Origin of the sequence: Bifidobacterium sp. M0404 (genome assembly GCF_016101415.1) — a bacterium.
Lineage (GTDB): Bacteria > Actinomycetota > Actinomycetes > Actinomycetales > Bifidobacteriaceae > Bombiscardovia > Bombiscardovia polysaccharolytica.
Map to the genome: position 1 here is coordinate 708,490 of NZ_JACFQP010000001.1, position 23,770 is coordinate 732,259.

22 protein-coding genes and 1 tRNA gene are annotated in these 23,770 nt (G+C 60.6%); 1 reads left to right on the forward strand and 22 read right to left on the reverse strand.

The features are described 5' to 3' along the window. Positions 1 to 6: 6 nt before the first annotated feature. The 11 genes from H3T93_RS02940 to glyA form a co-directional block, all read right to left on the reverse strand. Complete coding sequence (locus H3T93_RS02940; RefSeq protein ID WP_110425159.1) at positions 7 to 936, reverse strand: hypothetical protein; 930 nt, start codon at positions 934 to 936, stop codon at positions 7 to 9. Positions 937 to 1,030: 94 nt separating this feature from the next. Further along, a complete protein-coding gene (locus tag H3T93_RS02945; RefSeq protein WP_181415089.1) occupies positions 1,031 to 1,771 on the reverse strand; it encodes a histidine phosphatase family protein in 741 nt (246 codons plus the stop codon). Next, positions 1,764 to 2,240, reverse strand: a complete 477-nt coding sequence (gene rsfS, locus H3T93_RS02950; protein ID WP_046322826.1) for a ribosome silencing factor — start codon at positions 2,238 to 2,240, stop codon at positions 1,764 to 1,766. The genes H3T93_RS02945 and rsfS overlap by 8 nt, the downstream gene beginning before the upstream one ends. Before the next feature lie 41 nt (positions 2,241 to 2,281). Beyond that, on the reverse strand, positions 2,282 to 3,658 hold the full coding sequence (glmU, locus tag H3T93_RS02955; protein WP_267900935.1) for a bifunctional UDP-N-acetylglucosamine diphosphorylase/glucosamine-1-phosphate N-acetyltransferase GlmU: 1,377 nt from the start codon (positions 3,656 to 3,658) through the stop codon (positions 2,282 to 2,284). A gap of 14 nt (positions 3,659 to 3,672) precedes the next feature. Continuing rightward, positions 3,673 to 4,470, reverse strand: coding sequence for an HAD-IIA family hydrolase (locus tag H3T93_RS02960; protein ID WP_015021717.1), 798 nt, complete (start codon positions 4,468 to 4,470; stop codon positions 3,673 to 3,675). 67 nt (positions 4,471 to 4,537) lie between these two features. Then, positions 4,538 to 4,608: transfer RNA gene (locus tag H3T93_RS02965), tRNA-Gln, on the reverse strand. An 82-nt stretch (positions 4,609 to 4,690) separates the two neighbouring features. Further along, positions 4,691 to 5,707 carry a ribose-phosphate diphosphokinase gene (locus H3T93_RS02970; RefSeq protein WP_029678934.1) on the reverse strand — a complete coding sequence of 339 codons (1,017 nt, stop codon included), beginning with the start codon at positions 5,705 to 5,707 and terminating at the stop codon, positions 4,691 to 4,693. Positions 5,708 to 5,810: 103 nt separating this feature from the next. Further along, positions 5,811 to 6,491, reverse strand: coding sequence for a nicotinate-nucleotide adenylyltransferase (gene nadD / locus H3T93_RS02975; RefSeq protein ID WP_144176954.1), 681 nt, complete (start codon positions 6,489 to 6,491; stop codon positions 5,811 to 5,813). Between the two features lie 5 nt (positions 6,492 to 6,496). Next, complete coding sequence (locus tag H3T93_RS02980; protein ID WP_144176952.1) at positions 6,497 to 7,054, reverse strand: phosphoribosylglycinamide synthetase; 558 nt, start codon at positions 7,052 to 7,054, stop codon at positions 6,497 to 6,499. After that, complete coding sequence (locus H3T93_RS02985) at positions 7,051 to 8,355, reverse strand: glutamate-5-semialdehyde dehydrogenase (RefSeq protein ID WP_144176951.1); 1,305 nt, start codon at positions 8,353 to 8,355, stop codon at positions 7,051 to 7,053. Before H3T93_RS02985 ends, H3T93_RS02980 begins: the two co-directional genes overlap by 4 nt. A gap of 128 nt (positions 8,356 to 8,483) precedes the next feature. Continuing rightward, positions 8,484 to 9,791, reverse strand: coding sequence for a serine hydroxymethyltransferase (glyA, locus tag H3T93_RS02990; protein ID WP_110417070.1), 1,308 nt, complete (start codon positions 9,789 to 9,791; stop codon positions 8,484 to 8,486). Between the two features lie 203 nt (positions 9,792 to 9,994). Here glyA and thrC point away from each other — a divergent pair, with 203 nt between their 5' ends. Further along, complete coding sequence (gene thrC / locus H3T93_RS02995) at positions 9,995 to 11,476, forward strand: threonine synthase (protein ID WP_144176950.1); 1,482 nt, start codon at positions 9,995 to 9,997, stop codon at positions 11,474 to 11,476. A 62-nt stretch (positions 11,477 to 11,538) separates the two neighbouring features. Here the strand turns inward: thrC and H3T93_RS03000 are convergent, their stop codons facing one another. The 11 genes from H3T93_RS03000 to pflA all read right to left on the reverse strand — a co-directional run bounded on the left by H3T93_RS03000 (position 11,539) and on the right by pflA (position 23,718). After that, a complete protein-coding gene (locus tag H3T93_RS03000; protein ID WP_144176949.1) occupies positions 11,539 to 12,261 on the reverse strand; it encodes an ABC-2 transporter permease in 723 nt (240 codons plus the stop codon). Then, a complete protein-coding gene (locus tag H3T93_RS03005; RefSeq protein ID WP_411674996.1) occupies positions 12,258 to 13,214 on the reverse strand; it encodes an ABC transporter ATP-binding protein in 957 nt (318 codons plus the stop codon). The genes H3T93_RS03000 and H3T93_RS03005 overlap by 4 nt, the downstream gene beginning before the upstream one ends. A 22-nt stretch (positions 13,215 to 13,236) precedes the next feature. Beyond that, entirely contained in the window at positions 13,237 to 13,644 is a 408-nt protein-coding gene (locus tag H3T93_RS03010; RefSeq protein WP_144176947.1) for a GntR family transcriptional regulator, read from the reverse strand. A 442-nt stretch (positions 13,645 to 14,086) separates the two neighbouring features. Next, positions 14,087 to 15,859: a DNA repair protein RecN gene (locus tag H3T93_RS03015; RefSeq protein WP_144176946.1), complete on the reverse strand. Its 1,773-nt coding sequence runs from the start codon at positions 15,857 to 15,859 to the stop codon at positions 14,087 to 14,089. After that, on the reverse strand, positions 15,859 to 16,797 hold the full coding sequence (locus H3T93_RS03020; RefSeq protein ID WP_144176945.1) for an NAD kinase: 939 nt from the start codon (positions 16,795 to 16,797) through the stop codon (positions 15,859 to 15,861). Before H3T93_RS03020 ends, H3T93_RS03015 begins: the two co-directional genes overlap by 1 nt. Positions 16,798 to 16,867: 70 nt before the next feature. Beyond that, positions 16,868 to 18,181: an ATP-dependent Clp protease ATP-binding subunit ClpX gene (gene clpX / locus H3T93_RS03025; protein ID WP_144176943.1), complete on the reverse strand. Its 1,314-nt coding sequence runs from the start codon at positions 18,179 to 18,181 to the stop codon at positions 16,868 to 16,870. A gap of 144 nt (positions 18,182 to 18,325) precedes the next feature. Further along, entirely contained in the window at positions 18,326 to 18,994 is a 669-nt protein-coding gene (locus tag H3T93_RS03030; protein WP_144176942.1) for an ATP-dependent Clp protease proteolytic subunit, read from the reverse strand. 9 nt (positions 18,995 to 19,003) lie between these two features. After that, on the reverse strand, positions 19,004 to 19,591 hold the full coding sequence (locus H3T93_RS03035; protein WP_029678947.1) for an ATP-dependent Clp protease proteolytic subunit: 588 nt from the start codon (positions 19,589 to 19,591) through the stop codon (positions 19,004 to 19,006). A gap of 181 nt (positions 19,592 to 19,772) precedes the next feature. Beyond that, the gene (tig, locus tag H3T93_RS03040) at positions 19,773 to 21,149 is read right to left on the reverse strand and encodes a trigger factor (protein WP_144176941.1); all 1,377 of its coding nucleotides are present in this window, start codon (positions 21,147 to 21,149) and stop codon (positions 19,773 to 19,775) included. 49 nt (positions 21,150 to 21,198) lie between these two features. Continuing rightward, positions 21,199 to 22,485 carry an HRDC domain-containing protein gene (locus H3T93_RS03045; protein ID WP_046322816.1) on the reverse strand — a complete coding sequence of 429 codons (1,287 nt, stop codon included), beginning with the start codon at positions 22,483 to 22,485 and terminating at the stop codon, positions 21,199 to 21,201. Between the two features lie 351 nt (positions 22,486 to 22,836). Continuing rightward, positions 22,837 to 23,718: a pyruvate formate-lyase-activating protein gene (gene pflA / locus H3T93_RS03050; protein ID WP_015021700.1), complete on the reverse strand. Its 882-nt coding sequence runs from the start codon at positions 23,716 to 23,718 to the stop codon at positions 22,837 to 22,839. Positions 23,719 to 23,770: the final 52 nt, after the last annotated feature.

The following is a 23,770-nucleotide window of genomic DNA, read 5'->3' on the forward strand; positions in this document are numbered from 1 at the left end:
GGCAGGTCAGTTAAGAGGCGAGGAATTTGTCGTGCTCGTCGGTGACGACTGCGGCGTAGAAGCCGTGTTTGAGGGACTGGGCGTGGAGCCGGTCGCATCAGCAGACGGCGAAGGTGAGCTCGTGGGTTTCCCTCCCTGCTGCTGCACCTGTCCTGACCCTTGTTCGGTGCCTTGGTTCTGATTTGTTCCGGACGGCTGGCTCTGAGGGGCACCCGGGGTCGCCTGGTTCTCAGGCTCCTCTGTGCGCTGCGCGGGCTTTGAGGGAGTCTCCTCCTCCTGGCTGGGGGTTACCACCTGGCTGGCCGGTGGGCTGACGACGTTGCGAACCACCTTGTCGGTGCCTTCGCCTTTGGTCAGGGCATTGATGGCCAAGGCGGAAAGCAGTACGGCCACCAGGGCGCTCACCACGGAGACGATGATGACGTTGCGGTGGCGTTGATCCAGCTTTTTCCTGCTGGTTGCCGTAATGGAGGCCGCATGGGTTCTTGGACCATTGCTGGATGAAATGGTCCTACCGGTCTTGGATGTCGACTTTTCGTCACCGACAGGAGGCATGACTTGGGTGGAACCATCTACCGGGGCCATGACCTGGGTTGATCCATCGGCAGCATCGCTGGAATCGTCAGAACGACCCTTGCCCTGGGCCGGCAACATGGTGGTCTGTCCATCGGCATCCGAATCGTCATTCGATCCGGTTTTGGAGTCAGCATCATCCTGGTCAGCACTGCCGACCACGGACTCCTGCAGCTTCTGGCCGGAGGCTTCCAGAACATTCTTGTAGATCTGCGAGGCCACGGCGGAGACGATGGAACCGATGGCTACGCCGATGATGGATCCTGCCACGCCGATCTTGGCGGCCAGCCAGAAGGAGGTCATGGCTGCAAGAGCGCCGGCGATGATTTGCGCCCAGGAAATGTCATGAAAGAACTGCTTCACTCCGACCCCTTTTGATCCAACGGCTGGTGGCTGCGCTCTTATGGTAGCTGGTGGTCATGGCGATAGTGTGATGGTCGGCCGACCGCCTAGGACCTCAGTCGGTCTGGACCAGCCCTCGGGGATTGTCCCAATCCCCCCGCATGGCGATGGCCGGACCACGATTGTAGTCGATCATGGACCAGCGCAGACCACCGCCTGGCAGGTCTCGTGGCATCAATCGGGCCCAATGGGCGTTCCGCATGGTGACCAGGCCCAGGTATTCGGGATACGCAGTGGCCATGCCCAGCAGAGCCTGAAGAGTCTCGGCAATAAAGGACCCATGAGAGAAGACCATGAGATCCGTGTCCGGACCAGCCCGGTGAATCCATCGATTCAGGGTTTCCAGGCCTCGTTTGCCCACCTGGGCCTTGGTCTCGGCACCGTGGAGCAGCTCTCCCCCGGCGCCCCGGGACCAGGATTCGTAATCCTCAGGCCAGCGTTGACGAACCTCCTCAGCACTGGCTCCCTCCCACTCGCCAAAGCTGCGTTCACGCAGCCCGCGATCAAGATGAACTGGCTGAGCCAATGGATCGGCGAATGCATGAGCAGTGGCAGCAGCCCGGCCCAGATCAGAGGAAACCACCAGCAGGTGACGGTCTTGGGGTGCGCCGTCCACATATTCAGCCCGCAACTCCTCGCCGGTCCTCTCCACCTGCCAGCGGCCTACGCTGTTGAGAGGAATGTCAATCTGGCCCTGCATCCTGTGCCCTGCATTGTATGAGGTCTGCCCATGGCGGACCACAGTCATGGAGCGCACATGCCGGCTATCTTCGGCGGTGGTATCTGTGTCAGTCATGGCTTTCCTGAGGGTCAGCGAAACGGCTGCGTAGATCATCCTCATTCAGATCATCCGCCTTGGAGGCCAGCTGGCCGTCCGGATCATCATCGGCAAGGGTGAAGGGATGCTCCAGCTGCAGGTCCACCTGGGGGCAGTCCTTCCAGAGCCGTTCCAGGTCGTAGTAGGCTCGGGCCTGTTTGTGCATGATATGGATGACGAAGTCACCGTAGTCCAGCAGAACCCACTGAGCCTCCTGCACGCCTTCCCGAGAACGCGGGTCCAGATTCTTTTGCAGATGGAGCTGCTTCTCCACCTCCTCGGCGATGGCCAGAACCTGACGTTCGTTGCTACCGGTGGCCACCATGAAGATGTCAGTGATGGCAATGGGTTGGGAGACGTCGAAGGCCACGATGTCCATAGCCTTGACATCGTTGGCAGCCCGAGCGGCCACCCGGACCGCGTCGATGGATTCCTGCAATGCTGGCACTTGTCACGCCTTTCCTCGTTGTGAAGCAGATGCTGTCATGGTTACCGTTCCCAGGCGGGCTTCCAGTCCGGAACCTGATGCTGGTCATTGGTGGAATAAACCATGGCTCCGTCTTCCACCGGATGGCGGATGACCGATCCGGCTCCGGTCGTAACTCCGTCGCCCACCTGGACCGGAGCTACGAAGAGATTCCCTGCGCCCACGTGCACTTCCGACCCAATCTCGGTGCGGTTCTTATGCACGCCGTCGTAGTTGGCCGTGATGGATCCGCCACCCACGTTGCTGTCGTGGCCTATGTGCGCATCCCCTACATAGGAAAGGTGGGGAACCTTGGTCCCGTGGTCGATGGTGGCCTTCTTCATCTCGACGAAAGCCCCGGCCTTGGTGTCCTCGGCAAGGACGTTGCCAGCCCTCAGATAGGTCCAGGGGCCGATGTTGGCCCGGGCTCCAATCCGGGTCTCCTGCACGCGGGAGCGCTCAACCTTGGCCTGCGGCTCCACAATCGCATCGATCAGGGTGGTATATGGGCCGATGACGGCATCCGAGGCGATCTCGGTATGACCCTGCAGGAAGCAGCCGGGCAGAATGACGGCATCCTGCTGGATGACCACGTCGTCCTCAATCCAGGTGGTGGATGGGTCCAGGATGGTCACCCCCCGGCGCATGAACTCCTGGCAGACCCGCAGGTTATGGGCCTTAGCCAGATCAGCCAACTGAATCCTGTCGTTGACCCCTTCAACCTTGAGTGGATCAGGAGCGGCGAAGGCCCCGACCCTGCCCAGGCGACGAGCAGTCTCCAAGGCATCGGTCAGATAGAACTCCCCCTGGGCGTTGCTGTCGTCCAGGCCGCGGACTGCCTGTCGGAGCAGGTCAGCCTCGAAGACGTAAACAGAGGTGTTGACTTCCTTGACGGCCAGCTCGGTGCCGGTGGCATCCCGCTGTTCGACGATGCGCAGAACCCGTCCATCCTGGTCACGAATGATGCGACCGTATCCGGTGGGATCGTCCAGATTTACTGTCAGCACGGTGGCGCCGTCGCCGGAGCTGACATGATAGTCGAGCAGGCTATGCAACGTGTCTGCGTCCAACAGGGGCATGTCGGAGGCGACGATCAGCACCTGACCGTCGTGTCGAAGTTCCCCATCCAGCTGATCCACGGCGCACTGGACCGCGCGTCCCGTACCCGGTCGGCTGTCCTGACGCACGATGCGCACCTGCGAATCGTAAGAGCGTGCAGCCTGCGCCACCAGGTCGGCCTGATGATGAACTACCACAGCCGTCAGCTCGGGATTCAGAGCAGTCACCGAAGTCATGACCCGTTGCAAGAAAGTCTTGCCGGCCAGGGTGTGCAGAACCTTGGGATGGGCCGAGCGCATGCGAGTGCCCTCGCCTGCAGCCAGAATGATGCCAGCGGTCAGCGTCTGCCCGCCGCTCAAAACTCCACCACCCCGCTCTCGGCGATGTCGATCAGATCCTGAATGGAGTCCACCACCTGGTCAGGGCGGTAGGGGAAGGTTTCCACCTCGGATCGTGTAGTGATGCCGGTCAGCACCAGGAAGGTGTTCAGGCCAGCCTCAACTCCGGCCACCACATCAGTATCCATTCGGTCGCCGATCATGGCCGTGGTCTCGGAGTGGCCGCCCACCCTGTTCAGAGCCGTACGGAACATAATGGGATTGGGCTTGCCCACAAAATAGGGCTCCCGGTTGGTGGCCTTGGTCACCAGAGCTGCGACGGCTCCCGCCGCAGGCAGGACGCCGTTCTCGCTGGGGCCTGTGGCGTCCGGGTTGGTGCAGATGAAACGGGCCCCGCCCAGAATCAAGCGGATAGCTGTGGTGATGGACTCAAAGGAGTAGGTTCGGGTCTCGCCCAGAATCACATAGTCCGGGTTGATATCGGAAAGAATGAACCCGGCCTCGTGCAAGGCTGTGGTCAGCCCGGCCTCACCAATCACATAGGCCGACCCCCGCGGCATAGTCCGAGACACGAAGTCGGCTGTAGCCAAGGCTGAGGTCCAGATCCGGTCTTCAGGCACATCGATACCCGAACGACCAAGGCGGGCCGAAAGGTCGCGAGGGGTGTAGATGGGATTGTTGGTCAGCACCAGATACTGGCGGTTATTGCGCTTGAGGGTGTCGATGAATTCGGCAGCGCCGGGCAGGGCCGTGTTCTCGTGCACCAGCACGCCGTCCATGTCGGTGAGCCAGGTTTCGATCTTCTTGACTGCCAAGACAGTTCCTTTCGGTTGGTCACCGACCCCAAGGAGGCCGTCTCCGACCGGAATCGGCGAGCGTAAGCTCCCCCACCTGGATTCGAACCAAGACTAAGGGTTCCAAAGACCCGTGTGCTGCCTTTACACCATGGGGGAAGGACGGAGCCCTTCAGGCCCCGCCAGGTTCATTATGCCACAGCCGGACGATTACGCCACGCCATGCCGGGCAGGCAAGGCTTTAAGCGAAGAGGAAACCCTGACCATGATGAGCTGGATACGTGTCGAAGAGGCGGGCCACCGAGCCGTCCTCGAAGACCGCCTTGATGGCCGAGGCCAGCAGGGGGGCGATGGACAGAACGGTCAGGCCATCCCAGCGCTTCTCCTGGGGAATGGGAACCGTATCGGTCAGAATGACCTCCTTGGCCTTGCAGGACTTGAGCCGCTCCACGGCGGGTCCGGACATGACGCCATGGGTGGCCACAATGGTGATGGAGTTGGCGCCAGCCTCATCCAGCACGTTGCAGGCCTCGGCGATGGTGCCGCCGGTGTCGATCAAGTCGTCCACCAGCACGCAGTCCAGGCCGCGCACGTCGCCCACCACCCGATGGGCCACAGCCTTATTGGGCTGAGTGATGTCACGTGTCTTGTGGATGAAGGCCAGGGGCACACCTCCCAGACGCTGGGCCCACTGCTCGGCCACCCGGATGCGGCCCGCATCGGGAGAGACCACGGCCACCTTGGACAGATCCATCCGGTCGCGCACATAGTCCACCAACACAGGCATGGCAATCAGGTGATCCACAGGTCCATCGAAGAAGCCCTGGGACTGGGCGGCATGCAGGTCGACCGACATGATTCGGTCCGCACCGGCCGCCTTGAGCAGGTCGAACATGAGTCGGCAGGAGATGGGCTCGCGGCCCAGATGCTTCTTGTCCTGACGGGAGTAGCCCAGGAGTGGGCAGACAGCGGTGATGGACCGCGCCGAGGCCCTCTTGAGGGCGTCGATCATGATCAGCTGCTCCATGATGGACTTGTTGACCGGGTCGGAATGGGTCTGCAAAACGAAGACATCGGCTCCACGCACCGACTCCGTATAACGCACATACATCTCGCCGTTGGCAAAGTCGTATGCTGTCGTCTCCAAGACGTCAATGCCGAGTTGATCGGCCACGTCCGCCGCGAGTCTGGGATGGGTCCGGCCTGTGACAAGTATGAGATTTTTTCCTGGTCTGCCTTTGAGTATCGCGCTCACCATATCTCCAAACGTTGTTTTCGCTGAAGCGGACAGCCTCCATAATAATGGCGCGCGCTGACACAGCAGGGCAGTCCGTGTTGGCGCGTCCGACTGTATGCGATGCTCAGGAAGCCGAGCGGTAAAGCCCGTGCTTCTTGATGTACTGCACCACCCCGTCCGGGACCAGGTACCAGACCGGCATGCCACGGGCCGAACGACGCCGCACGTCCGTGGACGAGATGGACAGGGCCGGAATCTCCAAGGTATCCACCCGTTGAGCAGGCACCTGAAAATCGCGCAGACTAGATGAGTAGCCCGGTCGGGAGACGGCGACGAACTTGGCCAGATCCCACATCCGGTTGGCATCCTTCCAACGCATGATCTCGGCCACGGCATCCGCCCCGGTGATGAAGAAGAGATCGCTGTCGGGGCGCATCCGCTTGATGTCGCGCAGGGTGTCCACGGTATAGGTGATGCCAGGACGCTCAATATCCACCCTGGAGACCGTGAACTTGGGGTTTGAGGCCGTGGCGATTACGGTCATCAGATAGCGGTCCTCGGCATTGGTCACCGTCTTGTTCAGTTTGAAGGCCGGACGGCCGGTAGGCACAAAGATGACCTCATCCAGGTCGTAGACCCAGGCCACCTCCGAGGCAGCCACCAAGTGGCCATTATGGATGGGGTCGAAGGTGCCGCCCATGATTCCCACCCGGGGTCGACGGTTATGGTGGGATGGCCCACAGGCCCGATCAATATCTGATGGCTCCTGCCCAGACTCCCCCTCCTTGGACAGTTCAGACATCATCCGGTTCACGCCTGCTCGCCCTCCCGTCTGGCTTCCGAGGCGTTCTCCTCGTTTTCGGACTCGGCCTCCTGGCGCATTTGCTCGGCGCTGGGGTTGACCCTGTCGGGATCGATCCGCTCCATATCGGCATTCCACTCTTCCTGAACCACACGGCGGATCTCGGAATAGGTGGGCAGGGGAAAGCCTGGCTGGTAGGCTCGACGGACCTGGGCCACGCATCCAGTGATGGCTACCAATGAATCGGACAGATCAGCGATGCGCCCCTCCTGCTCCTGTTTGCGGAAGACAGGCACCCGTTCCTCCATGACGGTGATGTCATGCCTGACCTGGTTGAGCTGGTCTTGGTCCAGGTCGTACACATCATCGGCATGCTCGTCCGGCCATCCAATCAGGACCGCATCGGCGTACTCCAGGCAGGAGCGCTGATCTGCATCCGGGATGCCGTCCTCGATTTGGACCAGAAAGACGTACCGCAGCAGGCTTAGCCGCTCTGAAGCCACCCTCAGCCAGATGCGTGGATTGTCGTGCTCGCGTTGGAAGAGCTCTTCGATCTTCTCGTTCACGGCCGCACCTGCCCCCTGCCGTAGCCGATCCATTTGGTGGTGGTCAGTTCCTGCAGACCCATGGGTCCTCGGGCATGCAGCTTCTGGGTGGAGATGCCCAGCTCGGCACCCATGCCGAACATGCCTCCATCGGTGAATCGCGTTGAGGCGTTGACCATGATCACAGCTGAATCCACCCGACGAGAGAACTCTTCAACAGCCTCATAATCCCGGGCCAGGATGGCCTCGGTATGGCCGGTGGAGTGACGGTTGATGTGCTCGATGGCCTGGTCAAGGGAGTCCACCACGCGCACTCCCATTTTCAAATCCAGATACTCACGGTCCCAGTCGGCTTCCTCAGCGCGGACCAGCAGTTCTTCAGGCAGACCATGACCGGCCAGGATGTCCATGGAGACCGCGTCCAGGTGCAACTCGACCTGTGCCTGGGTCAGCGCTTGTGCCACACGTGGCAGGAACTCAGCGGCCACATCCCTGTGGACGATCAGTTTTTCAGCGGCGTTGCAGACACCCACCCTCTGGGTCTTGGCGTTGACGATGATGGGAATGGCCTGATCCATATCCACCGAGCGATCCACATAAATATGGACATTGCCAGCCCCGGTCTCGATGGTGGGCACGGTGGCCTGCTCTATTACGCTGCGGATCAGCCCTCGGCCACCCCTGGGCACCAGCAGATCAATATGACCGCGTGCCTTCATCAGAGCCTGGGCCCCCTCGCGACCGTATCGGTCCACGGAAGCCACCAGAGCCGGATCCAACCCCTGCTCACGAAGTACCCCGCCTATCAGCTCCACCAGGGCGTGATTGGTGCGTTCAGCCGCGTGACCCCCTCGCAGAAGGGCCGCATTGCCAGACTTGAGGCAGAGGGCCACCACATCGATGGTGACATTGGGTCGGGCCTCATAAATCATGGCCACCACGCCCAAGGGAACCCGCACCTGATTGAGCCGCATGCCGTTGGGCATGTCATGGCCGCGAACCACCTCGCCCAGGGGATCGGTCAGCCCGGCCACCATGCGCACGCCGCTGGCGGCATCCGCGATACGAACCTTGTCCAAGCGCAGACGATCGATCAGACCGGCGCTCATTCCTTCTTCAAAAGCCTGCGTGCAGTCCTGCTCATTGACTGCTGCAATCTGATCGGCCTGGTCGATCAGTGCATCGGCCAGGGCCAGCAAGAGAGCGTTCCTGGCCTCACCGGTCATGCCTGCCAGACCTGCTTGTGCAACAGCCGCTGCATCGGCCATGGCACAAACCTGATCGAACACATCCTGACGATTGGAGTTCTCGTTTTCAGTCATGTTCGTCAGATCCTTTCGCCCTCGCGGGTCAGCCAGACCCATATTCTGTACCGATTGTAACCCTCAGTGAGGGCAATGATGACAGGAGGAGGGAGGGCATTGCTGCACCTCCCTCCTCCAAGGGCCAATCAGTGGGTCTGGTCCAGCTCAGGATAGAGCGGGAAGGCCTCAACCAGCCGGTCCACCCGGGCCTTGAGAGCATCCAGATCCGCCTGGGGGCCCTGGGCCAGCGCAGTGCCGATCACGTCGGCCACCTCCTCGTACTGAGCCGGGCCGAATCCGCGAGTAGCCAGGGCGGAAGTCCCGATGCGCAGACCGGAGGCCACAGAGGCCGGGCGAGGGTCGAAGGGCACTGTATTGCGGTTGACGGTGATGCCAATCTTGGCCAGCAGGTCCTCACCCTGGCGGCCGTCCATCTCGCTGTTGCGCAGATCCACCATGACCAGGTGGACATCCGTACCTCCAGTGAGCACGGTGATGCCATTGTCGGCCACATCCTTGGCCATCAGGCGTTCAGCCAAGATCTTCGCACCCTCCAGGGTGCGCTCCATGCGTTCCTTGAATTCAGGCGTTCCTGCCAGCTTGAAGGCCACAGCCTTGGCAGCGATCACATGCATAAGCGGGCCGCCCTGGTTGCCGGGGAAGACCGAGGAGTTGAGCTTCTTGGCATATTCCTGACGGGCCAGGATGAAGCCGGACCGAGGTCCGCCCAGGGTCTTGTGGGCCGTGGAGGAGACCACATCGGCATAGGGCACCGGGCTGGGATGCAGGCCGGCTGCCACCATACCCGCAAAGTGGGCCATATCCACCCAGAACTTGGCACCTACCTCGTCGGCAATTTCCTTCATGGCTGCGAAGTCCTCAATACGCGGATAGGCGCTCCATCCGCCGATAATCAGGGCTGGATGGGTTTCCAGGGCCCGCTGGCGGATGATCTCGGGCTCGATGCGGAAGGTCTTCGGATCGACCCCGTAGGATTCGGCATGGTAAAAACGTCCAGAGAAGTTGATCTTCATACCGTGGGTCAGATGGCCGCCATGATCCAGAGCCAGGCCCAGCACTGTGTCGCCGGGCTTGATCAGGGCCTGATAGACGGCGGCGTTGGCCTGTGCGCCCGAATGAGGCTGGACATTGGCGTACTCGGCGCCGAACAGGGCCTTGGCGCGGTCCCGGGCCAGGTTCTCGACCTGGTCCACCCACTCGCAACCACCGTAGTAGCGTCTGCCAGGATAGCCCTCGGCATACTTGTTGGTCAGTACGGATCCCTGGGCCTGCAAGACGGCCTTGGGCACGAAGTTCTCTGAGGCGATCATCTCCAGACCACCGCGTTGGCGCTCCAACTCTCCATCCAGCAGTGCGGCGATCTCCGGATCCACCTGCGAGATCGAAGAGTTCAGGACATCGTAGGATTGCTGTACCGGGTTCTCTTCGACCATGGGTCACTCCTTTGTCTATAAGGTCCAGCCACGGATACAGGGCTGGTGGGCAATACTGTACGCCATGCCAACCCCTGGCAGGCCGTGGCGTCCATAGACGGTTTCCTCCGCGAGCCGAGCAAGGCCATGGTTCGGACTCCTGTACGGGGGTAGAATGCCCTGGTAATGATCTGTTCGGCGACATGGCGGAGGGGCAGGCAACCATGAGCACATACCACAGCACCCGAGGCGGCAAGGAGCAACTGCAGTCCAAGCAGGCCATCAGACGAGGCCTGGCTCCTGACGGCGGACTCTATGTCAGCGATGAACTGGACACTGAGACCATCGAACCTGCCTCGGTTGCCGGTCTGGAATACAAGGGCACAGCCAAACTGGTCCTTTCGAGACTGCTGAGTGATTACTCTTCCGCTCAGCTGGACTCCTGCCTGGACGCAGCCTACGGAGAACAGTGGTCCGATACGGCAATCACCCCTCTGGTGGATCTGGGCGGCAACGACTTCGTACTGGAGCTCTTCCGCGGACCCACATCGGCCTTCAAGGACGTGGCCCTGCAGCTTCTGCCGAGACTGATGGCGCTGGCCGGAGACGATGATGAGCGAATCATGGTGCTTACAGCCACCTCCGGAGACACAGGCAAGGCGGCGCTGGCCGGATTCGCGGACGCGCCGGGCACGGGTATCACCGTCTTCTATCCTCAGGGCAAGGTCAGTCAGATCCAACGCCTGCAGATGGTCACCCAGGAGGGCAGCAACCTGCGGGTTTGCGCGGTTCGGGGCAATTTCGACGATGCCCAGTCCGCAGTCAAGTCCATCTTCGCCGACACTGATCTGGCTCGTGAACTGAGCGAGAAGGCCTCAACCGTCCTCTCATCGGCCAACTCCATCAATGTGGGCCGCCTGGCTCCACAGGTCGTCTACTACTTTCGGGCCTATGGCTCCCTGATGGAACGGGGTGTGATCGGACCTGGGGATCCAGTCGAATTCTGCGTGCCCACCGGCAACTTCGGCGATGTGCTGGCTGGATACTATGCCAAAATGATGGGCCTTCCGGTGGCCCGGCTGACCGTGGCCTCGGACCGCAACCGGGTTCTCAACGACTTTCTGACCACAGGCGTTTACGACCGCAACCGCCCCTTCTACACCACCACCTCCCCCAGTATGGACATCCTAATCTCGTCCAACCTGGAGCGGATGCTCTACTACATGGCCGACGGCGACACCAAACTGATTGCCTCGCTTATGGCCGATCTGGAGTCCACGGGACGCTACCAGGTGCCCGAAGCCGTTATGACCAGAATCTGCGGGCTCTTCTCCTGCGGCTGGGCCGACGAGGACCAGGTGGCATCGGCCATCAGCAACTGCTGGGAGAAACGGGGATACCTGATTGATCCGCATACGGCCTGCGGTTACCAGGTCATGACCAAGCAGACCGACAGGGATCCTGCCGTGCCACGGGTGCTGTTGTCTACAGCAAGCCCCTACAAGTTCCCCCGGGTAGTCTGCCAATCCCTGGGCCTGGAGACCCCGGACAGTGATTTCGACTGCATGGACTTCCTGGCCGAGGCCACCAATACCAGACCCCCCAAGGCTCTGCGCGCCCTGGAAAACGCACCTGTACGCTTCCAGGACTGCATCGATCCAGGGGACATGTCCGACTACGTCCGCCACGCGGTCATACAGTCCTGAAGCCGACCCTGGACTGCGAGGACATAAATCACCATAATCGCTGTCAGATTGAAAGTCTGGCGTCAATCAATCTCCCTGCGCGCGTAGACCCTGCTAGAAACGCCTGCTGAGATCAGGTTCGCCAACAAGACGATGGCCAGACCAAGAACTACAGGTTTCCACAGGTCCCCTATAAGAAAACGTCCCAACTTGGTCATAAGGGTTCCCCAGCCCAAAGGCAGCCAGGCCAAGACAATACCGACCAAGGCAATAAGAGCGAAGAGCACCAACAGGGCCCGTCGAGCTTTTACTGGATCAAGCCAGTAGAAAAGTGGGGCGACCAAGGCAAAAAGCAGCATTTCGAACACGAAGATAGCCAAGGTAAACAAGGTCGCAGCCTGCCAAGGATCTGAACCCTTCCAAGGCTGACTTCCAGCTATCCGGAAATAAATCACGAAACAGCAGCATTGAGCCAGGACCAGTAGCGCAACAGCCGAATAGCGTCCCAGCACCTGATGATCACGCGAAATAGGCACAATGCCATTAAGACGAGATGCTGAAGAGGAAAAATCAATGAATAATTGGATCTGCATGGCGGCAGCATCTGCAACGCAGAAACCTGTGACCAATCCACTTAACGAGTCTATATTTCCGTCCTGGTTGTGGCCGGTTACGACGAGAACGCCCTTCAGGACGATTCCTACCAGTGGTGCAGCGATGAGGAGCAGCACACCCGGCCAATAACCGCCGGTGCCTCCGCTGCAACGTTGTAGGTCCAGCCTGATCTGTTTGGCTATCGCCTTCATGCTTCCGTCTCCTTATTCTCCTCGCTCGCAGAAAGTGAGCCCGCGGTCAGTCTGATGATGTTGTCAAAGTCGGCCCGCTCCACCAGATAGCGGTCCTCTGAAGACGCCACAACGGCAGGAGAAGCCAATGCCAGAAAATCCTTCAAGTGTTCAGTAGGCACCAAAGCCTCGAAACCATTGGCGGAACGCTGCAGGCCTATCAGATGGGGTATCTGCGCTCTAGCCAGATCGTCCGGTCCCCCTCTCACAACCTGAAAAGCCTCCAGCAGTTCATCCTTGGAGCCGGTGTAGAAAATCGATCCCCGATTGATATAGGTAACGAAGTCAGCCACCCGTTCAAGATCTGCGGTGATGTGAGTGGAGAAAAGCACCGAGTGACGACCGTCACCGATGTAGTCCAGCAGAATATCCATGAGCTCGTCTCTGGACAGGACATCCAGGCCGCTGGTGGGTTCATCCAGAATCAAGAGCCTTGCATCGTGACTGAGGGCAACGGCCAGCATCAGCTTCATCTGCATGCCACGGGAAAGCTTGCCGATTCTGCGGTTTTCCTGTAGACCGAACCGATGCAGATAATCCTGATAACGATCACTGTTCCAGGAGGGATACATGGGTGCCATCACTGGCTCGACGGCCTTGACCTTCCATGTCTTTAGGAAATAAATGGAATCGAAGACCACACCCAGGTCTGCTTTGACCTCCTCCTCCTGGCTCAAGGGATCACGGCCCAGAATACTGATTTCTCCGCTGTCTCGGCGGATCATATTCAGCAAGAGCCGGATCAGGGTGGATTTGCCTGCGCCGTTGGGACCTATCAATCCCATGATGTAGCCCATGGGCAGGTCCATGGTGACCTGGTGCAGGCGGAAACCCGTGCCGTCAGCCTTGACGTAGCTTTTCCCAAGGTCACTGACGAGCAGGGCATAGTCGACCTCTTCACCAGAAGTCGTCATCGGCGGTGATGCACGCATACTACTATTCCTTTCCTTGTTCGGACGCGGGCGCAGAACCCTTGTCCCCCAGCAGACCGTCGAGCAGGCCGCGAATTCGGTCCGGCTCCATGCCTGCCCAACGAGCCGTATCGACCGCCTCGCCCAGCAGGGACCGCACGCGGTCCTCCAGATGCTGCCGCATGACCTTGTCTCCGCTGTCGGTCACGAAGGTCCCCTTGCCTTGGATGTTTTCCACCAAACCCTCTTGAGCGAGTTCGGTATAGGCGCGGGTCACGGTCAGCACGGACACCCTGAGTTCTCGTGAGAGATGTCGGAGCGAAGGCAGTCCCTCCCCTGCTTTCAGGTCTCCAGTCAGAATGGCCGAACGTATCTGGTCTTCGATCTGCCGATAAATCGGCTGTCCGGACAGGGATGAGATGATCAGCTTCATCCAAGCCCCTTTCATTGATTGTCGGCACGACCCTGGCTGAGCTGTGCCGGTGTTCATGTATACACTATAACAGTTTGGCCATGAAGACAAGCCTATCGCTGATCTTCTTTCTGCGTGATTCAAGATTCGATAGAAACGGTCTGTAGTGCTGATCTGCTGGCCAATCACAGGTAAAGGCAAACGGCCATCAGAATCGGGTCGCCGCCACATTACTCAAGCCAAGGACGGACACGGTGTACTCAACGAAAAATCCAACATGATCGTACCGCACGGCCACCAACAGCCGAATGAGTACAGTCAAAGCATCAAAACGAAAAGCAACAGAATGACGGATGTCGAGCACGTAGCGGCGAGGCTGCAAAAGGCTGCAAAGTCGCCCAAACTTGTCAAAGTCACTAAATTGACGAACGTTGGCACGACAAAGCGTAGACGGCAACCAGACCTATCGGGCCTGGAGCCTGCTGGAGGTCAGAAGCTCCCGAGCGTGCTTCAGGGAGGTCGCAGACTCGCTGCCAGCCAGCATCCGGGCGATCTCCCGCTCTCTGTCTTCGCCCTCTACCTGGCGGACCAGGGTCTCTACAGCATCGCCACCTTCACGTCCTTTGGCCACGACGAACTGTCGGTCGGCCCAGGAAGCCACCTGCGGCAGGTGGGTGACCACAATCACCTGGGCGGTGACAGCCAATCGGGCCAGACGATGACCAAGCTCCACGGCAGCCCGACCGCCAACTCCAGCATCCACCTCGTCGAAGATGAAGGTCATCGTCGGGCCGCCAACCTGGGAATCGAGACCAGTATGCCCATGGCCAGGCCCGTCAGATCCCGAAGAGGTACGGCCTTCGGCGGCCACCAGTTCCAAGGCCAGCATGAGTCGGCTGAGTTCGCCGCCCGAGGCGCTCTTACCCATGGGCAGAAGGTCCGAACCTGGATATGGCCTGAAGAGGAAGTCGATCTGGTCCAGACCATGCCCGTCCATGTCCTGGTCCTGGCGTGGCCTGACGCGGATCTCCAGCCCGGCGCCCGCCATGGCCAGAGAGTGCAATTCGCCATCGACAAGATCGCTCAGTCTTCGTGCAGCCTTGCCCCGCGACGCTGACAGTTTCCGTGCCGCTTTCAAGGCGCTTCCGCGAAGCTGCTCAACCTGCCCTTGGAGCTCCTCCAGCTTCTCGGGTGAGGCATCCATGTCCTCAAGGTCAAATGCAGCCTTCTTGCGCCAAGCCAGAACGTCGTCGATATCTGGTCCCCAGCGTCGGGTCAGCTCATCCAAATCGTGAATCCGGGCGTTGATCTTGTCCAGATCGCCCTCCTGGCCTTCGTCATCCAATTGGCTACTCAGGGTGAAGACCAGATCAGACAGATCGGCATTCAGCGACCGCAGCCGCTGGGCCGACTCCTGAAAGACCCCCTCCACACCGATGCCTTCTAAGGCGGCAATAGCCCGTTCGACCAGTGCCGTGGCCGATGGTGCGTCAGCATCAGGGTCGATTTGGCCGGAGTCCAAGGCGGACAGCGCGGACATGACTCCCTGACTGATCTGGGCAGCATGCTCAATCCGGTCCCGCTGGGCCTTGAGTTCACGATCCTCGCCGGAATGAGGGTCAACGCTGTCAATCCGGGCAATGGATTCACGAAGATAATCAGCTTGGGCCATCGCGCCGGACTGCTGGTTACGCAGCTCCTCCAGATGGTCCTGAGCCTGTCGGTACTGCCTGAAGGCCTTGGAAAAAGCCTCCAGCTGTGGGCCGTCACCGGCATAGGCATCCAGAAATTCGCGCTGCCGGGCCGGACTGGCCATACGCATCTGATCCGCCTGACCATGAACAGTGACCAGCATCCCAGCCACCTCCTCCAACAGGCCACGAGGGGCCGTCCTACCGTTCAGAGCGGCACGGGAACGCCCCTTGACTGGCATGGTTCGGGCCAGGAAGATCTGTCCCTCATCCTCCGCGGGCAGGCCTGCCTCAGTTACGGCAGCGGTCACTGGATTCTCGGCTCCTGCCGCTCCAGCATCGAAAATCCCTTGGACCCACGACTCACGTGCTCCGGGAGACACCAACTGCGGACGGGCAGTGGACCCCGAGATCAGCCTGATGGCGTTGAGCAGCATGGACTTGCCAGCCCCGGTCTCCCCGGTGATGGCCGTCATGCCAGCAGCAGGGCGTAGCAGGGCATGATGGATGGGACCCAGGTCTCGTACTTCCAGCTCTTCCAGCATCAGTGCTCCTTATTCGACTCCTGCGGCTCCCCCTGATCCTGCCCGTTCGCAGCCGCCGAAGGGCGATGTTGCTCCCTCCAGCCGACCACCGGCAGGTCGAACTTGGAGACCAGCCGTCTGGTGAAGGGCACCCCCGACAGCCTGGCCAGCCGCAGGATGTCGTGGGACTGCCGCACCACGATGCGGGAGCGCTTGGGCACTGGCCGCTGACGGCGCCCGTCATTGCAAATCCAACCGGCCGACTGGGAATCACTCAGGACATCCAGGGTGAATTTCGACTTTGGACCGATGATCAGGGATCGGGCAAAAAGGGCATGGGCAGCAATGGGCACCATCTGCAACGACTGCGCATCCGGCCAGACGATGGGCCCGCCTACCGAAAAGGCATAGGCCGTCGATCCGGTTGGGGTGGCCACAATCATGCCGTCGCAGCCGAAGGAGCTCATCTCCACATCGTCCACTCGGACCGATACCTCGATCATCTTGCCCCGATCATATCGTTCCAGGGTCATGTCGTTGAGGGCCCAGTCGCTCAGTGGTCGATCGGCCCCAGGTATCCACAGGTCCACATGGGCCACCATGCGTTCGTCGATGGAATAGTCATGATCAGCCACCCGACGAATGGCCTCCCCTATCTGGAAGCTCTCGAACTCTGCCAGGAATCCCACATGGCCCAGGTTGACCCCCAAAATGGGCACCTGGGTGCCCTTGACCAGCTCTGCAGCCCGCAGAATGGTCCCATCACCACCCAGAACAATGACAATCTCGGTGTCATCGGCCACCTTCTGACTGGGGCTGCCGAATTCCGGGGCGGCAATGTTGTCGACGATCGAAACGCGAAACCCGTCCCGGCGCAACTGCTCCTCGACCTCGTCCACCAGGTGGCCGCTTGCCCGGACCCTGCTGTGCGTGACTACGACAGCGCTACGAGCACCCATGGGGCCTCCCTTCCGGCAACAATGATCATCCTATCGGGCCCGGTCAACAGCGGGGCTCATCGTGGCGGGGTCAAGCCAAACGACGACCAGCAGCTGTGGCCACGCCTTGCCCGGTCTCATACCGGGGCGATCCCGTCCCGTCCACGGCATCGGCATCCACCACAACACGGGAAACATCCGTCCTGTCTGGCAGCTCGAACATGGTCGCCTCAAGGGTGTGCTCAATGATTCCTCGCAAGCCTCGGGCGCCGACCTTGCGCTCCAGGGCAACGGCCGCAACCCGATCCAAGGCGGCATCCGTGAAGATCAGATCAGCCCCGTCATCCAGGAACATGCGCCGGTACTGGTCGACAAGGGCATTGTCCGGTTCGGTCAACACCCTCCGCAACTCATCGGCACCCAGCGGCTCCAGGGTGGAGATGACCGGCAGCCGCCCCACAAACTCGGGAAGCAGGCCAAACTGTTCCAGGTCCTCGGCCCTGACCTGGCTCATGACCCGGTCGTCGGGCACCCTGTCAGACCCCTGAGTAGCCGAGAATCCGCTCTCCCGCAGACCCAGCCGCCGGCGTACGATCTCCTCAAGACCGACGAAGGCGCCGCCGCAGATGAAGAGGATGTTGGCCGTGTCCATGACGACCGTGCGGACATCCCCGTGCCGCCGCGAACCCTGTACCGGCACGCGGGCCTGGGTGCCCTCGATGATCTTGAGCAATGCCTGCTGGACTCCCTCGCCGGACACGTCCCGGGTGATGGAGGTGTTCTCCCCCGATTTTCGGGCGATCTTGTCGATCTCATCAATGTAGATAATCCCCCGCTGGGCCAGGTCCATGTTGCCGTCGGCAGCCTGGAGCAGCCCCTGCAGGACGGATTCCACATCCTCGCCTACATACCCCGCCTCGGTCAGGCTGGTGGCATCCACAATGACGAAGGGAACGTTCATGATGGTGGCCAGTGTCCGCGCCAGGTAGGTCTTGCCCACGCCGGTGGGGCCCATAAGCAGGATGTTGGACTTGTCCACCTGGACGCGTGGGACCGCATCCTTGCGTTCAAACGCAGTGTCTGCAGCACGCCCACGGTCGCCCAGGTCCATGTTGACGCGCTTGTAGTGGTTGTAGACCGCAACCGACAGCGTGCGCTTGGCGGCCTCCTGGCCGATGACATACCGGTTCAGATAGGCGAATATCTTTGAGGGTGCAGGCAGGGTCACCCGCTGGTCGGCAGCGTCCTTGGCCATGTCCTCCTGAATGATCTGAGCGCATAGACGTATGCATTCGTCGCAGATGGCGCAGGAAGGACCTTTGACCAGGCGGCGCACCTGGTGCTCATCCTTGCCGCAGAACTCGCAGCGATTCAGTCCGTCATTGTAGCTGACCACACGGCCCATGGCTCTCCCTTCCCGGAGAATCCGCAAGGATCGGCGAAATCAAATTTGACTGGCATCGTCTATGATGCCAAAAACATCCGGAGGCCGTAGGCCCTAGGGGCCCGCCGCCATCCGGACGATCAATCATATGCGCAGTCACCGGTGCTAATTGCGGTGCTCCAGGACCTCGTCCACCATCCCGTAGTCCTTGGCCTGCTGGGCGGTCAGAATGGTGTCCACCTCGATGTCCTTGCGGATCTTTTCCACATCCTGACCGGTGTGCTTGGCCAGGGTCTCCTCCAGCCAGGTGCGCATGCGCAGCATCTCCTTGGCCTGGATCTCGATCTCGGTGGCCTTGCCGAAGTCCTGCTCCATGGCCGGCTGATGAATCAGCACACGGGCGTTGGGCAGGATCAAGCGCTTGCCCTTGGTGCCTGCCGCCAGGAGAACTGCAGCGGCCGAAGCAGCCTGGCCCAGGCAGACAGTCTGTACATCGGGCTTGATGTACTGCATTGTGTCATAGATGGCGGTCATGGCCGTCATGGATCCCCCCGGCGAGTTGATGTAGATGATCACGTCGCGATTGGAATCCTGGCTCTCCAGAACCAGGAGCTGGGCCATAATGTCGTCCGATGAAGTGTCATCCACCTGGACGCCCATGAAGATGATCCTGTCGTCGAAGAGCCTGGTGTAGGGGTCCTGGCGCTTGTAGCCGTATGGGGTGCGCTCCTCGAACTGCGGCAGCACATAGCGGTCGGTGGGCACAGCGGCCAGGCCGCGAGGGCCTGCCAGTCGACGGGCCCGAGCTACGAATTGCGCTTCTTCAGATGCCATATGGAGTGCTCACTTCCCTTGATCCGCGGTCATAGTGCCGTGGGTGGTCACGATCCGGTCGACGAAGCCATACTCCAGGGCCTGCTGGGCCGTGAACCAGTGATCGTATTCGTTGTCCCGGTAGATCTCTTCCAGGGTGTGGCCAGTCTGCTCGGCTGTCAACTGGGAGAGTGTACGCTTCATGTCCATGATCAGCTCGGCGTTGATCCTGACATCAGTGGCCGTGCCTCCGACACCGCCCGAGGGCTGATGCATGAGCACCCGCGCATGGGAGGTGACGAAGCGCTTGCCCTTGGCCCCGCTAGAAAGCAGGAACTGGCCCATGGAAGCAGCCATGCCGACCGCGACCGTAGCCACGTCGGGCTCGATCAGCTGCATGGTGTCGTAGATGGCCATGCCGGCCGTAATGGAGCCGCCAGGCGAGTTGATATAGAGCCAGATATCCTTCTTAGGATCCTCGGCCGCCAGCATCAGCATCTGTGCGCAGATGACGTTGGCGTTGGCGTCCTTGACCTCGTCCCCCAGCCAGATGATCCTGTCCTTGAGCAGTCGGTTGAAGATGGGATCGGTCGGCGTAGGGGCCTCCCCCTCCTCCATCACGGGACTGGTTGCCAATGAGTTGTTCACCCTGTCTCCTTCGATAAACGTATCTGTATTGAGAGTAGCCCCCGCAATCGACGCGTCCACAGTCTTTCTGCTCTTTGCGCAACCGCTACGACAGGGCCGCACCCAGGCTGTTTCGCCACTGGGTGCGGCCCTGTTCGCTGCTTTGAAAAAGCTACTCCTGATCCTGGGAGAGCTGGTCGGCCACTTCAGCCGCAGCAGAGGCAGCCTGGACGCTCTCGTCCTGCTCCTCCTGGGCCTCGGACTCATCCTCGCCCAGGAAGCGGCTCAGGTCCACCTCCTGGCCATCGGGATCCTTGAAGGTGACGGCCCGCATTCCGGCCAGCATACCCTTGGAGCGGCCGACCTCCTGCACGGCCGAACCCAGCTGGCCGTTACGGACGATGCCGTTGATGAAGGCGCTGGGATCCATACCATACTGCTGGGCGATGGAGGCCAGGAAGTTGGTCACGTCAGCCTGGCTGACCGTGATGCCCAGCTTCTCAGCCAAAACATCCAGGGTCATCTGGTCGCGCAGCTCCTTCTCCACAGTCTGTTCGGCCTCGGCCTTCTCGTCCTTGCTGGCCTTGTCGGGATCCTTGCCGGTGTTCTTAATCTGATCGGTCACCATGGACTGCTTGATGCCCTTGGGCACCGGGATGTCCAAGCCGTCCTGGAGCTTGGCGATGAAGGCATCGCGGGCGTCAGTGGCCTGCCGACCCTCGGCATCCACCTGGCACTGCTTGCGTACGTCCTCGCGCAGCTCCTTCAGGGTCTCGAACTCCGAAGCCTCCTTGGCGAACTCGTCGTCCAGGTCGGGCAGCTCCTCGGCCTTGACCGAGTTGACCTTGACCTTGATTTGGGCCTTCTCGCCCTGGTGCTCGCCGGCCTCCAGGGTACCCTCGAAGGTGGTCTCTTCCCCGGCGGACAGCCCGTCAAGGGCCTCATCCAGGCCATCCAGCATGGTGTTGGAGCCCAGCTCGTAGCTGACCCCCTGCTGGGAGTCCACGGACTCACCGTCGATGACGGCATCCAGATCGATGTTGGCGTAGTCACCCTTGGTGGCGGGGCGATCCACGCTGACCAGGGTGCCGAAACGCTGACGCAGGTTGTCCAGACGCTTGTCCACGTCCTCGTCGGTGACGGCAGGCTTGGGGACCTCAATCTCCATGCCCTCAATGTCGTGAAGCTCGAACTTGGGACGAATCTCCACCTCGGCGGTGAACTTAAGCTTGGTGTCGTCCTTGGCCGAGGAAGGAATGTCCTTGACATCGATCTGCGGCTGGGCCATGGCGTGCAGCTGCTTCTCCTCCAGAGCCTTGGAATAGAGTTCGGGCACGCCCGCGTTGACGGCCTCGCCCGCCACGCTGGCAAAGCCTACGCGCTGATCGATGATGGGTCCAGGCACATGGCCCTTGCGGAAGCCGGGGATGGTCACCTGCTTGCCGATCTCCTTACGGGCCTGATCCAGGTAGGGGTTCAGCTCATCGGGATCGACGGTGATGGTGAGCCTGACCTTGGTGGGCTCGAGGTTTCTGACGCTGATTTTCACGCTGCGCTCCAATTCATCCAAACCGTTTGATCTGCCAGTAAGGCAACCGTTACATAATAGCGCGAGTCAGAGACTCTGACAGGAGTGAAACCTGCCAGGGGCGGGCACCCTCCTGATGCAAAAAGTCGGCCACATCGCGCTTCTCCGGTTCGTCTGTCCAGCAGAGGTTGCGCAGGTAGCGGGGCTTGATCAGAATCTCGTCGGGTGTGTTGGTCCGGCGTCCCACTTCAGTCACCGCCTTGCGCGCTGCCTCCAGCCTTGCAAACCGGTCCGGGTGACGATGCCGCCAGATCTGCATGGACTTGGGGGCATTGGTCTCCTCACACCGCGGCTTGGGAGGCACCGGCAGCTCTTCGGTAGGCAGACTCAGCGCCTCCAGAATAGCCTGTTTCCAGACTGCGGACCTGACCCGGCGCTGGATGGGCGCATAGCGCTCGAACATGCGGTCCTGCTCGCCGCCGGTGTGGATCCTGACCCGCTCGTTCAAGGATCGGATGGCTCGGAACTGCGCGTTGTTGTGCGGCTTGAGTCTGCCGGCCTCGATGATGGCCTTGTCGGGCAGGAGGAGCGTCGGAGCGATGTCGTTGCGTCTGGCCAGCTGATCCCTGACGGTCCACAACGAGCGGGCCACAGCCAGGCCTCGACGGTCATTGTGCAAGGCGTTGATATGCGAGATATGTCGCCAGGGCTGCTCAGGCTCCGGCTTGGGGATTTTGCCCTGCTCCAGCAACCAGGCGAATTCCTGCCTGGCCCATTCATTCTTGCCGTGACTGCGCAGGTCCTCCAGCTCGCGCGTTCGCACCTGATTCAGCAGCTCCACGTCCAAGGCTGCGTAATTGCGCCAATCACGCGGCAGTGGGCGGTAGGACCAGTCTGCGGCAGAATGCTCCTTGGCCAGCGTCAGCCCCAGGTAGTGCGCGGTCACTGCAGACAGGCCGTAATGCCCCAGATTAAGCATCCTGGCTGCAAGCTCGGTGTCGAAGAGAGAGGAGGGCCTCATGCCCAACGCATAGAAGCCAGGCAGATCCTGAGGAGAGTCATGAATGATCCACTGGGCCCCATCAACAGCCTTATTGAATTCCGACCAGTCACAGCCCGCCTTCATCAGCGCCGGTGGGTCCAGCAGGAATATCCCCGCTCCCCGGCGCTTGAACTGGACCAGGTAGTCGTCGTGGCCATAGCGGAAGCCAGAGGCCCGTTCAGCATCCGCGGCCAGCGCACCGCTCCCCTTTGACAGCATTCGACAGGCCCGGCGGTATTCGGCCATATCGTCGATGACCGACGGCACACCCTGGGCGGGCTCTGAAAGCAGCTGCGTCTTAGGTTCCGTGGTCACCTGCGCTCAACCTCTTTTTTAGTTTGTCTTCCATCACGCTACCGGACCGACCGGCCCGGAAAACACACGCCTGAAAGCATAGTCCATGGCCTCAACCCACCGATAAACCCTTGCTAAGCAGACTTCGTCGACAGTTGATCGATTTACGGGGTTGATCATTTACCAAGCCGGTCATTCAGCGTGCCCGTCATTTAGTGAATATGACAGTGAGTGAGTCTGTCATTCGCTGATTGGCTGGCTGGTCTCCGCTCAAGCAAACAAAACTCCCCACGACATCTGCCGTGGGGAGTCACAAGAAAATTAATTGGCTTTCTCCTGGGTCCGTCATGGAACCACAAAGGGTTCTGAGGCTCAGTAGACCACGAAGCCATGGGCCTCCAGCTGCTTCTTGACCCTATCCTTCAGGGCCGCCGAGGGGCCTTTGGCATCCTCCAGTGGGTAGGGAATGCGCAGCTCATGCCATTTGGGCCGTCCAAGCTGATGGAAGGGAAGCACATCAATGTGCTCAATGGCATCCTTGAACTGTTCGCACACCCGCGCGACGTTCTCGACGTTCTCCTCGGAGTCGGTCAGCCCCGGCACCAGCACGAAGCGAACCCAAATCTTGCTGCCACGGGCAGCCAGACGCTTGCCGAATTCGATTGTGGGGGCCAGCGTGCCGCCGGTCACCTTCTTGTAGGTGGCCTCGTCGCCGGATTTGACGTCCAGCAGGCACAGGTCGATATCGTCAATCATGGCATCGGTGTAGTTGCGATTGAGGAAGCCTGAGGTGTCCAGGCATGTGTGGACGCCCATCTCCTTGGCGGCCCGAAAGACGCGTGAGACAAAGGCTGCCTGCATCATGGACTCGCCGCCGCTGAAGGTGATTCCTCCGCCCGTACTTTTGAAGAGGTCCTGGTAGCGGGCCACCTTATCGATCATGGCCTGTAGGTATACGGGCTGGCCATCGCGCATCTTCCAGGTGTCAGGATTCTGGCAGTACTGGCAACGCAGGGGGCATCCGCTCATGAAGACGGTCATCCTTGTGCCCGGCCCGTCCACTGAGGTATTGATGTCCCAGGAGTGAACAAATCCGATGTCGCCCGTGCGCAGGGCATTCATACGGTCGTGCCGGTCCAGTCCAATGGGCGATTCGAACCCCGAAAGGCCGCCCATCAGGGTCTGGCTCTGGTAGACCTTGGATTCCTTGAGCATGTGCGGCTGTGTGGTATGGAAGGTGGTGGTCTCCGTCATTGGATCCTCCTGAAAAAGACGAAAAGGGGGCGGGGCCTTGGTGCGCCCCGCC